The sequence below is a fragment of the Herbaspirillum lusitanum genome (assembly GCF_046025995.1).
In the GTDB taxonomy this organism is placed as follows: domain Bacteria; phylum Pseudomonadota; class Gammaproteobacteria; order Burkholderiales; family Burkholderiaceae_D; genus Herbaspirillum; species Herbaspirillum lusitanum_A.
The window spans coordinates 198,869-212,290 of record NZ_JAQQFM010000002.1 but is presented as its reverse complement, the minus strand read 5'-3'; the positions used below and the strand labels follow the sequence as shown (position 1 = coordinate 212,290).

Sequence of the window (13,422 nt, the reverse complement as noted above, 5' to 3'; positions counted from 1 at the left end):
GCATCGGGCGATTCAACCAAGAATCTCATCCAGCCTCTCCATCGACGTCGGCTTCGTGAGGTGGTGGTCAAAGCCTGCCGACTCAGCAGCCAATTTATCGGACTCGTTGCCTCGCCCGGTCAACGCAACGAGCTTGGCATGTTGTAGTCCCTCAATTTTTCTTAATTCGACTGCCACTTGATAGCCAGACATATCCGGCAAGCCAATGTCCAAAAATACAATGTCGGGATCGAACTGAGCTGCAAGCGTAAGCGCCTCACTTCCCCTCGTTGCCACACGGGCGGTGTGCCCGCGGTACTCCATCAACATCGATAACATCTCTGCACTGTCGATATTGTCATCGACGATCAGGATTTTCAAAGCCTTCGATGCAGACGATTGTTCGTTTTGCCGGCGACGATCCGCGGAACGCTCAACCAATACACGCGGCAAACGGATAGCAAATGTCGCGCCCTTACCGCGGCCAGGGCTGGTAACAGAAACTGCGCCTCCGTGAAGATCAACCAACCGCTTCACCAGATGCAATCCAATGCCGAGACCGCCTTGCGCCCGCTCGACATCGGTTTGGACTTGAGAAAATATTTCAAACACGCTCGCAAGGTTCTCTCGCGCAATCCCCATTCCGTTGTCTTCAACAGTGATGACAGCGTCGGCGCCATCAGAAGTGGCCGCAACTACGATCCTGCCTCGTTCGGGAGTGTATTTCGCGGCGTTATTCAATACGTTGCTGATGATCTGCGTGACGCGATGCGGATCCGCATCGATGATGAGATTCGAATCGTTCACCTCGACGATCAGATTATGCTGACTCTTCTCGATCAGCGGCATGCTGATTTCAACGGCGTTTGCCAACACCGTTTTAACTGCGACACGTTCCTTTTTCAGCTGGATCTTGCCTTCGGTAATCCGGGCGATATCCAGCAAGTCATCCACCAGATGTGTGAGATGCTCCACTTGCCTGTCCATCATTCTATGAATGTTGACCTGACGCTCGTTGTCATTCCCCATCATTTTGATGACTTCCAGGCCGCTGCGAATGGGAGCAAGCGGATTGCGCAATTCATGCGCCAACGTGACTAAAAATTCATTCTGCCGGCGGTTGATCTCGGCCAGATTTTCAGCAAGAACTTCCAACGTGCGCTTGGCTTCGCGTTCTTCATGTACATCAACTACAGTTCCGACAAAACCGATGCTGTCGCCGTTCTCATCAAAAAGCGGCGTGCCGGAGTCCACTACCCAACGGTATTCACCGCTTACATGCCGCAAGCGATAAACCACGCGGAACGGGCTGCGGCTCTCGCAAGAGAAGATGAAATTTGTACGCACTTCATGCTGATCATCAGGATGGATCGCTTCCATCCATCGTTCCTTCTGATCAAAGCCTTGCTGCTGGCCAGTGAAGTCGTACCAGCGCTTGCTCAGATAAGTGCCGCGTCCTGTCTGATCCGCGGTCCAGATGATCGCTGTCGATGCATCCACCAGGGATCTGAAATATTTCTCACTCAGCTGCAAAGCCAGTTTGGCGGCATGGCGGCGGCGGCTGGAATCAACCTGGCTTTTGACCCGGCTCAACAGTTCGTTAGCTGAAAATGGCTTCACAAGATAGTCGTCAGCACCTGCCTCTATGCCTTCGACTTTTGCCTCTTCCCCGGCTCTGGCCGACAGCAGTATCAGGGGCACATCTTTCGTCGCTTCGTTACTTCTGACTTTTTTCAGCAATCCAAAGCCATCCAGTACCGGCATCATCACATCGCTCAACACAAGATCCGGCGGAGCAGCGCAAATCGATTCGTACGCAGCGAGTCCGTCCGCGCAGGCTGTAACGGTCGCATAAGGCTCAAGCAACCTGACAAGGTATTCGCGCATGTCGCGATTGTCGTCAGCAACCAGAATGGTCACCGGCAAAAGCTTGTCGGTGATGGCAGGCATATCGGTAGCGCCAATATTGTTCTGGACCAGCGCTATAAGACTGCCGTTCTCCTGACCCGGCAACCACGCCTCAGCTTCCAGAATGAAGGCGTTGCCTGCCTGAGCGTCACTGCTGATAGCGACCATATCACTACGCGTAATTTCAGCGTCCTGCAGATGCGCCGAACCTAAGGGAATATCGACGTAGAAGGTCGAGCCCCTCCCCAGCTCGCTGGTGACGCCAATTTCACCTTGATGCAGCTTGACCAGTTCCTGAATCAGCGCTAATCCAATGCCGGTTCCCTCATAGGTGCGGCCCTGAGAATTCTCAATCCGATGAAACCGCTCAAAGACACGTGGTAACTCATCTGCCGCAATGCCGGAGCCGGTATCAGAAACTGCCAGCCGCACCACGCTGCCTTTTCTTTCCAGCGACACGCCAATGGTGCCGTGGAAGGTAAATTTGAACGCATTGGACAAGAGATTGAACACAATCTTTTCCCACATATCGCGGTCAATAAAAACCGGCTCATTCAAATCGGCGACTCTGACATCAAATTGAAGACCAGCCTTTTCAATGATGGATCGGAACACGCTCGCCAGATCCTCCGTCAGTAAAGAAAGATTGGTCGCAGCAAAATTCGCCTTGGCGCGGCCTGCCTCAATCCGGGAGAAATCAAGCAGTCCATTGACCAGCTTCAACAACCGCAATGAGTTGCGATGCGTGACTTCAAGCCGCTCCCTTTGCGCTGTGCCCAGCGGTTCGACAGTATCGGACAAGGCATCATCGAGTGGCCCGACCATCAGTGTCAGCGGTGTCCGGAACTCATGCGAGATGTTAGAAAAAAACGCTGTCTTGGCGCGATCGATCTCGGCCAGCTCTTCGGCTTTTCGCTGCTCATGTTGATAGACCAGCACATTGGCCACCGCCGTGCTGATTGCGTTTGAGAGCAAGGCGTAGAAATCGAAGTATTCGTCATCGAGTGCCCGGCAGGCGCTTACCCCCGCGACCACGAATCCGAAGGGAGCATCCGAGCCAGCGACAATAATCGGCAAGATCACTGCATCCGTCGGAATCTCCTCATACGGACCGGCCGGGTGCTTGCCGAAACGCGTGGCCAGATCAGAAACACGTGTCAACGTAAGGCTCTGTGCGATGTCCTTAAACGGCCATCCTTCTTTATCATCAAGGGCAATCGTCAAAGGCGCCATCTGGCTTGCGGGATCAAGACCGGCAATGCCCTGGCGCGTCAGCGTATTGCCCTCCAACTGATAGAAAATCATGAAGGGCACGTCCAGCAATATGGACTCATAGCGCTCGGACAGCCCGGCACATACTTCATCAATAGTCAGGCATTTGCCAAGAACGGAGGATAGATCACGAAGCGCAGATGTCCTTCGTGCGCCAAGCACTTTATCTGTCGATTCAGAGATGGGGTGAAACACTCCCCCGACCTCACCGGACTCAACCCGGATCGGCGAAAAGGAAAAGGTCATGAAGGCTTCTTCAAGATAGCCGTAGCGATCCAGAAACATCCGTTGATCACGGATATACGTGCCCTCGCCCTGATGAGCGCGATCAAACGCATCGCCGACGACCGGCAACGCCGTAGCCCAGCAGACCTTGAAATCTTCCCCCATCGAATGGGGATGCTTCGCACCACAAATAGGACGATAGGCATCGTTGTAAATCTGGATGTCGTGCGGCCCCCATGCGATAAGAATGGGAAAGGTCGATGAAAGGCACAGACTGACAGCGGTTCGAAGGCTTTGAGGCCAGTCCTCGATAGGCCCCAGCGGTGAATCGCTCCAGTCCATGGAGCGGATCAGTTTTCCCATTTCGCCGCCGCCGGCCAGCCAGCTCGCCGTCGAATCTTTCTCAGTCAATTTATATCTCCAAATATCACTTCGTTAAACCGGCGACCGCTCTTCGCCCAGAAAGATACATCCACTGGCCGCCAGACTCGCAACGAAGAAGCCAGGACCAGAATTCAATTGTGTTTGTTATCGACGAGGGGCTGCAGGTAACGACGCTGCTTACCCCTTCTTGCGACGCCCCATATTGACTGTTTGCGGTGCGGGGATGTCACCTATAATCTGCGGCCCGACCTTCTCTGGATAGCGCCCTTCGATCTGGACAACGCAATCTCTGATCCCACGTCATCTTTCTTAAAACATCTGCTGTTCTTCATGAACGACGCAAGACTGCTTTGCGCTTGGCCGTGACTGTGAACGATAAACTGTTTTAATGAAATCACTTTTTTTGCCATGTCGTTTGCATTGGCGTGGGAGAACGGCGAGACACATCGGATGGCCGGCTTTTTCCTGAGACTTAAATGACTTTGTCATCGAACGGCATTTCCCCGCCCCCAATTCATAAGAATTGGCATTTTAATGGCGTGGAATTCAAAAATGCATCCAGAACAGCGTCGCTTTTAGTAGATGCTATTACAACGGAGAAAAGTGGAAAAAGCTGGCATTTCTATGCCAAAACAGCCCCATTTCAGCCTATTTTTCTATTTTTCGGCTTACAAATGAAAACGCCTAACTGTTTAAAATCAACCAGTTAGGCGTTTGTGCTGGCGGAGAGAGGGGATTCGAATTAACGAGATTCTCATGGCCGGCGCAGTCTCGCAAAAAACACCGGCAAAAAGCTGTCATTCTCGGAGCACAATCTAAAGTGCCGGCCCAAAAGCCGCTGCGCGCGGAATTTGTTATTCACTGCGCCAAATAAAACTCACCTAATTACCAGATTTTCAAATGACTTTTAGCTGCAGATCGCAATGTAAGGTCAGAACTCAACGCCAGCTTTAAAAGCGGAAATCAGGGTTGCCATTACCCTGTGCAATGACGGCTCCATCGACACCCCTGCCTTGGCTGCGGCTTCAACATGTAACGGATGAACAAACACCGTCGCAGCATCGCGAACGACTTCCGCCGCACTCTGAACCTTATTGAGTCTGAATTCCTTTTGCTGAACACCGTCCTCAAGAATGGCCTCAAGCAAACGGGTGATCGCCATCGCATAGTTTCGGACGATCTCGGGACGCTCATCCACCACACGCCGATAAAGCAAGTACAGCTCATGGTCATTTTCGAACCGCTCAAGTTTGCGACGATGTAGCGCCAGTACTAAGCCGGTCAATCGTTCCGATGCAGATTGCTCTCCTTCAACAAAAGTTCGCGCCAAGACTTCTTCATCATTCATCGCTTCAGCGACCAGCGCATCAAACACATCCGCTTTCGAACGGAAATGGCGGTAAATGGTGGTGTGTGACGTGCCAAGCTCTCTCGCGATATCAACTATGTTCGTCTTGGCTTCGCCAAATCGACGTACATGAGCACGCGCCGCATCCAGGATTTTTTCCTCAGCGGAGCTCTCGTTGTCAGAGGCTATCGATTTCATTTTGATCATGTTACGAGGATATCGTAATTGTTTCAAAAACGCTATAACGAACAATATATGAAATATGTTCGTTGAATAATGTTTTGTTTTCCAATACTATTTTGAAAACCCAAGGAGAAATAGTGATAAACAAAACATCTGAAGCACGTCGCATTGCATTCGTTACCGGAGGCTCTGGATTCGTAGGCCAGAAGCTGATTCGCACCCTGATCGAGCAAAAATGGGAGGTGCGAGCCCTTGCCAGAAGCCGCGCGGCAATCGAGTTGATCTTAGAGTTGGGGGCGATTCCGATTGAGGGCTCTATGCGCGATCTCGGCGCGTTAACTAAAGGAATGGAAGGAAGTGAGGTGGTTTTTCATGTGGCTGCGCTCTTCAAACTTTGGGGCAAGCAAGCAGACTTTGAAGAAATTAATGTGGGCGGAATGCGAACGCTGATCGGGGCTGCGTCGGACGCATTGTCAGTGAAGAAAATTGTGGCCGTCAGCGCTGCAGCCGTCGTCATGGGTGATCCAGAACCAATGCTACAGATCGAAGAAACCATTGATATCCAGGTTCGTCGCTTCGCTCCCTATAGCTCATCAAAGGCTCAGGCTGAGCAAATTCTGCTCGCGGCTAACGGACGACGTGCCGGACTGGAAACTATTTCAATACGGCCGCCAATGATCTGGGGGGCGGGAATGCCAATGCTCGATCAATTAATCGATACGGTTCATGCCGGTCGCTGGCAGTGGGTAGATAACGGAACGCAAACTTTGTCTACCTGCCATGTCAGCAATCTGGTTGAGGCGCTCATCCTCTCAGCGGATAAAGGAAGAGGCGGGCAAGCGTATTTTGTGGCTGATGCCGACGACGACACGTTCAAGAACTTCATATCTGCCCTGCTCGCTACGCGGAATGTCAGCGTATCTGACAAGTCAGTTCCATTTGGCGTTGCATGGATCATGGCCGGCATCATGGGAGGCATCTGGCGTACCTTCAGAATCAAGGGGGAGCCGCCTATCACGCGCCAGATGCTGCGTTTGATTGGCAAATCTTTCACCATCCGCTGGAGTAAGGCGAATCGGGATTTTGGGTATTTGCCTCTCATTACAAGAGCGGATGGACTTGCCGAGATGTGCCTCGGCACGCAGAAGTAACTTCAGGTTCTTCTCATACCTGCTGCCAGCTTGGGTGAATGAAATATGTGTTTTTTAAATGGAAGAGGTCTGCTATCGACGGCGGCTTGGCTACCGGACGAGGCTGGAGGAGCTTGAGCGCCCAACGCATCTACAGCCGGCGGCAGAGCGCATCAAGCCTCTGCGCTGAGTTTTGAATAGCACAGAGCCTATTGAATAGCACAAATAAAAAGGCTCCCGTCTGGGAGCCTTTAGTACTGCTGGCGGAGAGAGGGGGATTCGAACCCCCGATAGGCTATTAACCTATACACGCTTTCCAGGCGTGCGACTTCAGCCACTCATCCATCTCTCCTGGATTCGGGTCGCATTTTGCGAAGCCGCTGATTATAGCAACTTTTTTTGGCAAAGGCTGACTTTTTTGCCGCTGATGACTTAACCGCCAGGAAAAATGCATTGAGATGCAGCTTCAGGTCACGCCTTCCCATTTCTGCAAGCTCACGCGCCAGCCGCTGATTGCAAGCTCGATAGCAACTGCCCCCACCGCCCCTGCAACGCCAAATCCAGGCGAAATGAAATCGGGCCAGCTTGAAGGCCGGCCCGATGATCTGCAGCTTTCTTACACGTCTCTGACTACTGCGCTTCCTTGAGCTGATCCAGGATCGCCGGATTTTCCAAGGTCGAGACGTCTTGCGTGATGTCCTCTCCCTTCGCCAATACGCGCAGCAGGCGGCGCATGATCTTACCGGAACGGGTCTTGGGCAGATTGTCGCCGAAACGGATTTCCTTGGGCTTGGCGATGGGGCCGATTTCCTTGGCGACCCAGTCGCGCAGTTCCTTGGCGATCTGCTTGGCTTCGTCGCCGGTCGGGCGCGGACGCTTGAGCACGACGAAGGCGCAGATCGATTCGCCGGTGGTCGGGTCCGGTTTGCCGACCACAGCGGCTTCCGCCACCATACTGTTGGCGACCAGCGCCGATTCGATTTCCATCGTGCCCATGCGGTGACCGGAAACGTTCAGCACGTCGTCGATACGGCCGGTGATGGTGAAGTAGCCGTTGTCCTTGTTGCGGATGGCGCCGTCGCCGGCCAGGTAGATCTTGCCGCCCAGTTCTTCCGGAAAGTAGCTTTTCTTGAAGCGCTCCGGATCATTCCAGATGGTGCGGATCATCGATGGCCATGGGCGCTTGACGACCAGGATGCCGCCGTTGCCGTCGGGCAGATCGTTGCCGGTTTCATCGACGATGGCTGCGGCGATGCCTGGCAGCGGCAAGGTGCAGGAGCCCGGCACTTGCGGCGTGGCGCCCGGCAGCGGCGAGATCATGTGACCGCCGGTTTCGGTCTGCCAGAAGGTGTCGACGACCGGGCACTTCTCGCCACCGACGTTCTTGTAGTACCACATCCAGGCTTCCGGGTTGATCGGTTCGCCGACCGAGCCGAGCAGGCGCAACGAGCTCAGATCATATTGCTTGGGATGGATTTTTTCATCGGCGTCGGCCGCCTTGATCAGCGAACGGATGGCAGTCGGCGCAGTGTAGAAAATGCTGGCCTTGTGACGTTGCACCATGTCCCAGAAACGGCCGGCGTTGGGATAAGTCGGTACGCCTTCGAACACGATCTGCGTGGCGCCGACGGCCAGCGGGCCATAGGCAATATAGGTGTGGCCGGTGATCCAGCCTATGTCGGCGGTACACCAGTAAACATCGTTCGGCTTGATGTCGAAGGTCCACTTCATGGTCAGCACGGCCCACAGCAGATAGCCTGCGGAGGCATGCTGCACGCCCTTCGGTTTGCCGGTCGAGCCCGAGGTGTAGAGAATGAACAGCGGATGTTCGGCGTCGACCCATTCCGGCTCGCAGGTTTCAGCCTGTCCTGCCACCACGTCGTGCAGCCAGAGATCACGGCCATTGACCCAGTTGATTTCGCCGCTGCCACGCTTATAGACAATCACGTTCTTGATGGTGTCGCAACCGCCCATGTTGAGCGCCTCATCGACGATGGCTTTGAGCGGCAGCTGCTTGCCGCCGCGCACCTGCACGTCGGAGGTCAGCACGGCGACAGCGCCGGCGTCAATCACGCGCTCTTGCAGCGACTTGGCGGAGAAGCCGCCGAACACCACCGAGTGCGTTGCACCGATACGTGCACAGGCTTGCATCGCGGCCACACCTTCGACCGACATCGGCATGTAGATGACGACGCGGTCGCCCTTCTTCACACCCAGCGATTTCAGGCCGTTGGCGAACTGGCAGACCTTCTTGTGCAGCTCACGGTAGCTGACCCTGGTGACGGTCGCATCATCCGACTCGAAGATGATGGCGGTCTTGTCGGCGTTGCCGTTTTCCAGATGGACGTCGAGGCAGTTGTACGAAACGTTGATCTTGCCGTCTTCAAACCATTTGTAAAACGGCGCTTCCGATTCGTTGAGGGTCTTGGTGAACGGCTGCTTCCATTGCAGATTCTGTTTGGCCAGTTTGGCCCAGAATCCTTCGTAATCCTGTTCGGCTTCCTTGCACATCGCGTGGTAAGCGTCCATGCCGGAAATCGCCGCATTTTTTACGAATTCGGCCGGTGGAGCAAATACGCGATTTTCTTGTTTAAAGGTTTCGATGTCTGCCACGATAGTCTCCAGAAGATAGTTTTTGCTTTGCGCAAAACATAGGCTTTTACACTTACTCAGTCCTTACACTTTGCGGCTTGGTTCCGCAGGCAAGGCCCATGCACGCAGCACACAGGCGCTTCATCAAGCTCTGCAGCCAGTTCAAGAGAAAGAAAGCTCAGCCGATATTGTGGCATAGCGAGGTGTTTCCTGCCGGCACGGCGGACTCGCATTTTGCGCCGGCGGCGGCGCAAGCCGGGGGCCAAGGGAGTGTAAAATAGCGCCCGAATTCGAAACATAATCGAAGCCAGCCATATCTCGCCAAGAATCCACCTGCAGATTGCCTCCATGAAAGATTCACCGTCCTCCAAACCAACTCCAGTGCGCAAGATCGGTGTTCTACCGAACCTGATCTTCATGAGCCGCTGGCTGCAGTTGCCGCTGTATCTCGGTCTGATCCTGGCGCAGTGCGTGTATGTCTACCATTTCTGGGTCGAACTGAGCGACCTGATCGGCGCGGCGCTGGGCAATGCTTCATCACTGGAACACATTCTGGATGCGGTCGCCATCGAGGGCGCGCTGCGCCCCGAAAAACTGAATGAACAAACCATCATGCTGGTGGTGCTGGCGCTGATCGACGTGGTGATGATTTCCAACCTGCTGATCATGGTGATCGTGGGCGGCTATGAGACCTTCGTCTCACGCATGAATCTGGAAAGCCATCCCGATCAGCCGGAGTGGCTGTCGCACGTCAATGCGTCGGTGCTCAAGGTCAAGCTGGCGACGGCGATCATCGGCATTTCGTCGATCCATCTGCTCAAGACGTTCATCAACGCCAATCTGTACGACGCCAAGACTCTGCTGGCGCAGACCGGCATTCACATCACCTTTCTGGTGTCGGCCCTGGCCATCGCTTATTGCGACCGCCTGATGGCGCATCCGCAGGAGCCGCCGGAACCGCACTGACGCCCCTTCATTCAACCCGAGAGAACCAGCCATGACCATCATCAAGCAAGACGATCTCATCGAATCAGTTGCAGCAGCGCTGCAATACATCAGCTACTACCATCCGGTGGATTACATCCAGCATCTGGCGCGCGCCTACGAGCTGGAGCAAAGCCCGGCCGCCAAAGACTCCATCGCCCAGATCCTGACCAACTCGCGCATGTGCGCCGAGGGCAAGCGTCCGATCTGCCAGGACACCGGCATCGTCAACGTGTTCCTGAAGATCGGCATGGGTGTGCGCTTCGAAGGCTTCAGCGGCTCCATCGCCGATGCCGTCAACCAGGGCGTACGTCAGGGCTATATGCACCCGGACAACGTGCTGCGCGCATCGATCGTGGCCGACCCGCAATTCGAGCGCAAGAACACCAAGGACAACACCCCGGCCGTGATCCACATGGAGCTGGTGCCGGGCAACACCGTCGACGTGCGCATCGCGGCCAAGGGCGGCGGCTCCGAGAACAAGACCAAGTTCGTCATGCTCAATCCTTCCGATTCGCTGGTGGACTGGGTCATGAAGACAGTGCCGACCATGGGCGCCGGCTGGTGTCCGCCGGGCATGCTCGGCATCGGCATCGGCGGTACCGCCGAGAAGGCCATGCTGATGGCCAAGGAAGTGTTGATGGACGACATCGACATGTACGAGCTGAAGAAGCGCGGCCCGCAAAACAAGACTGAAGAACTGCGTATCGAGCTGTGCGACAAGGTCAATGCCTTGGGCATAGGCGCGCAAGGTCTGGGCGGTTTGACCACCGTGCTCGACGTCAAGATCATGATGCATCCGACCCACGCGGCATCGAAGCCGGTGGCGATGATCCCGAACTGTGCGGCAACCCGTCACGGTCACTTCGTGCTGGACGGTTCCGGCCCGGCCTACATGGAGCCGCCATCGCTGTCGGAATGGCCGGAAGTGCACTGGGTGCCGGACACCGAAAAGTCGAAGAGCGTCAACCTCGACACGCTGACCAAGGAAGAAGTCGCCTCCTGGAAGCCGGGTCAGACCCTGCTGCTGAACGGCAAGATGCTGACCGGCCGAGATGCCGCGCACAAGCGGATTCAGGAGATGCTGGCCAAAGGCGAAAAGCTGCCCGTCGACTTCACCAACCGCGTGATCTATTACGTCGGCCCGGTCGATCCGGTGCGCGACGAAGTGGTGGGCCCGGCCGGCCCGACGACTGCCACGCGCATGGACAAGTTCACCGACATGATGCTGGAGCAAACCGGCCTGATCTCGATGATCGGCAAATCCGAACGCGGCCCTGCCGCCATCGAAGCGATCAAGAAGCACAAGTCGGCTTATCTGATGGCAGTCGGCGGCTCGGCTTATCTGGTATCGAAGGCGATCAAATCGGCCAAGGTGCTGGGCTTCGCCGATCTGGGCATGGAAGCGATCTACGAGTTCGACGTCAAGGACATGCCGGTGACCGTCGCCGTCGATGCCAATGGCATCTCGGTGCACAACACCGGACCTGCGGAGTGGAAAGAGAAGATTGCCAGCAGCGTTGCGCTGAGCAAGATTCCGGTCACGACGGCCTAGTCTGCAAACTGCGCAAGGAATTCATGCCGGGGTGATTTTCAATTGCCCTTATCATGAGTACCTTGCGCGGCATGCCGCGCGATCCGATCTCGGGTGCAAATTCGGCAATAGTGCAAAGAGCCATACTGTGAACGCAACAAACGAAATACAGATCATGCCGATGACAGCCGATGCCGCCATCGGCATTTTTGATTCCGGCATCGGCGGCTTGTCGGTGCTGCGACACATCCACGCCAATTTGCCAAGTGAGCATCTGCTCTACTTCGCCGACTCGGGCTATGCGCCCTACGGCGACAAGACTGAAGCCGAGATCGTCGAACGCTCGCTGGCGATTGCCTCTTTCCTGCTCGCACAGAACATCAAGGCGCTGGTGGTAGCCTGCAACACGGCCACCGCTGCCGCAATCCAGGCGATACGCACACGCTGGCCGAATCTGATCGTGGTCGGCATCGAGCCGGGACTGAAACCGGCTGCGCAGCAAAGCAAAAGCGGCGTGGTCGGCGTGCTCGCCACGCGCAGCACGTTGTCGAGCAAACGCTTCGCGGCCTTGCAACAGCAGGTTGAGAGCGATACGCAAGTTCGCTTTCTGCCGCAAGCCTGCGTCGGCCTGGTCGATCTGATCGAAAAAGCCGAGCTGTATTCTCCCACCACCATCGGTTTGCTGGAACGCTACCTGGCGCCGCTGCTGGAACAAGAAGCCGACACGCTGGTGCTCGGCTGCACGCACTACCCCTTCCTGCGTGAAGCGATTGCCAGCGTATGCCTGCGCATCAGCGGAACCACGCCCGCAATCATCGACACCGGAGACGCCGTCACTCGCCAGCTCACCCGCCTGCTGCAAGCGCGCACCTTATTGAATCCGAACGATGCCGGATCATTGCGCGGATACACCACCGCCAGCAGCTCCACCTTGCAGCACGCCTTCAGCAGCCTGCTCAAACTGAAACCTGAAGTCAGCGCGCTGGCCTGATGCCCGGCGCCTGATGTTTGAAATGGAGAGGTTTGAATTGGAGAGCTCAGACGATTACAGTTTATTTTGAATCGGCGCACTAATTTAGTTGCCATCCCCCGAAGGTCTTTGTATAATCGTGCGCTTCACTGGTGACGGGCAAGAATTACTTCCCGCACATCAATGGTGGCTGTAGCTCAGTTGGTAGAGTCCAGGATTGTGATTCCTGTTGTCGCGGGTTCGAGCCCCGTCAGCCACCCCAAAAAACCGCAGCGAATCAATAGCTTGCGCTTTTTTAAAAAATCAAAGAACTGAAATTAACAACGGCTTCCCGAAATTAACAACGGAGGCCGTTTTGTTATGCGCTCAATTCACGCATCCGTCTGTGGCTTTCCGCCGTATCCCTTCGCTGCTGGCCACGCTTCCATCTGCTGCGCCGGATAGAGATTCAGCATCGCCCGCGCAAACTCAGGATCGCTGATGAGGGCCAATACTTCGGGCTTGCGATTTACTAGATTCAAGCGACATTCCCAAGATCGAGACAGACAAAAAAACCGCCCGAAGGCGGTAAGTGGAGGACGCGGTGACTAGTTCAGATCTGGCAGAAGTAGCTTTAAATTTCGCTGCCATGCTCGGTAAAGAGCACGCATATTGCTCTTAATTACATGATGTCATTCTCTGAGAGTTTGTGCCTACTCAGAAAGAGAAGACTCCGAAGGCGCGCATCGCTTGAAAGAACCACCGTGGGCTGTGTAATTGGACGGCGACGGCAGCATTCGCACCAGTCGAGGCAAGGATGGTGACTGCAGCGATGAAGCAGGTGGAATAGATGCGCATGTTTTTTCTCCTGGCTGAGGGTTGTACCGCATTCGGTATGTATGCATCTTGAGCCCCGCCCGTTACGTTTACATTT

General features: G+C 55.1%; 9 protein-coding genes and 2 tRNA genes. 5 read left to right on the top strand and 6 right to left on the bottom strand.

Annotation, left to right across the window (positions count from 1 at the left end):
• Positions 1 to 12 precede the first annotated feature (12 nt).
• Together PQR62_RS03965 and PQR62_RS03960 are read right to left on the bottom strand one after the other, a co-directional pair.
• The gene (locus tag PQR62_RS03965; protein ID WP_408155036.1) at positions 13 to 3,795 is read right to left on the bottom strand and encodes an ATP-binding protein; all 3,783 of its coding nucleotides are present in this window, start codon (positions 3,793 to 3,795) and stop codon (positions 13 to 15) included.
• A gap of 904 nt (positions 3,796 to 4,699) precedes the next feature.
• A complete protein-coding gene (locus tag PQR62_RS03960) occupies positions 4,700 to 5,323 on the bottom strand; it encodes a TetR/AcrR family transcriptional regulator (RefSeq protein WP_408155034.1) in 624 nt (207 codons plus the stop codon).
• Positions 5,324 to 5,385: 62 nt separating this feature from the next.
• Here PQR62_RS03960 and PQR62_RS03955 point away from each other — a divergent pair, with 62 nt between their 5' ends.
• Complete coding sequence (locus PQR62_RS03955; RefSeq protein ID WP_408155032.1) at positions 5,386 to 6,450, top strand: NAD-dependent epimerase/dehydratase family protein; 1,065 nt, start codon at positions 5,386 to 5,388, stop codon at positions 6,448 to 6,450.
• Between the two features lie 240 nt (positions 6,451 to 6,690).
• Here PQR62_RS03955 and PQR62_RS03950 read toward each other — a convergent pair.
• Positions 6,691 to 6,781, bottom strand: a tRNA-Ser gene (locus PQR62_RS03950).
• Positions 6,782 to 7,059: 278 nt separating this feature from the next.
• Entirely contained in the window at positions 7,060 to 9,042 is a 1,983-nt protein-coding gene (gene acs / locus PQR62_RS03945; RefSeq protein ID WP_408155030.1) for an acetate--CoA ligase, read from the bottom strand.
• Positions 9,043 to 9,369: 327 nt separating this feature from the next.
• Here acs and PQR62_RS03940 point away from each other — a divergent pair, with 327 nt between their 5' ends.
• From PQR62_RS03940 to PQR62_RS03925, 4 genes are all read left to right on the top strand, one after another.
• Positions 9,370 to 9,987 (top strand): YqhA family protein, encoded by a 618-nt coding sequence (locus tag PQR62_RS03940; RefSeq protein WP_408155028.1) that lies wholly within the window; start codon positions 9,370 to 9,372, stop codon positions 9,985 to 9,987.
• A gap of 31 nt (positions 9,988 to 10,018) precedes the next feature.
• A complete protein-coding gene (locus PQR62_RS03935) occupies positions 10,019 to 11,560 on the top strand; it encodes a fumarate hydratase (protein ID WP_408155026.1) in 1,542 nt (513 codons plus the stop codon).
• Positions 11,561 to 11,714: 154 nt separating this feature from the next.
• Positions 11,715 to 12,530, top strand: coding sequence for a glutamate racemase (murI, locus tag PQR62_RS03930; RefSeq protein WP_408155024.1), 816 nt, complete (start codon positions 11,715 to 11,717; stop codon positions 12,528 to 12,530).
• Between the two features lie 165 nt (positions 12,531 to 12,695).
• Positions 12,696 to 12,771: transfer RNA gene (locus tag PQR62_RS03925), tRNA-His, on the top strand.
• A gap of 109 nt (positions 12,772 to 12,880) precedes the next feature.
• On the opposite strand, the gene PQR62_RS03920 is transcribed toward PQR62_RS03925, so the two are convergent.
• Positions 12,881 to 13,030 carry a hypothetical protein gene (locus PQR62_RS03920; protein ID WP_408155022.1) on the bottom strand — a complete coding sequence of 50 codons (150 nt, stop codon included), beginning with the start codon at positions 13,028 to 13,030 and terminating at the stop codon, positions 12,881 to 12,883.
• A gap of 175 nt (positions 13,031 to 13,205) precedes the next feature.
• Positions 13,206 to 13,346, bottom strand: coding sequence for a hypothetical protein (locus tag PQR62_RS03915; protein WP_408155020.1), 141 nt, complete (start codon positions 13,344 to 13,346; stop codon positions 13,206 to 13,208).
• Between the last annotated feature and the right edge of the window lie 76 nt (positions 13,347 to 13,422).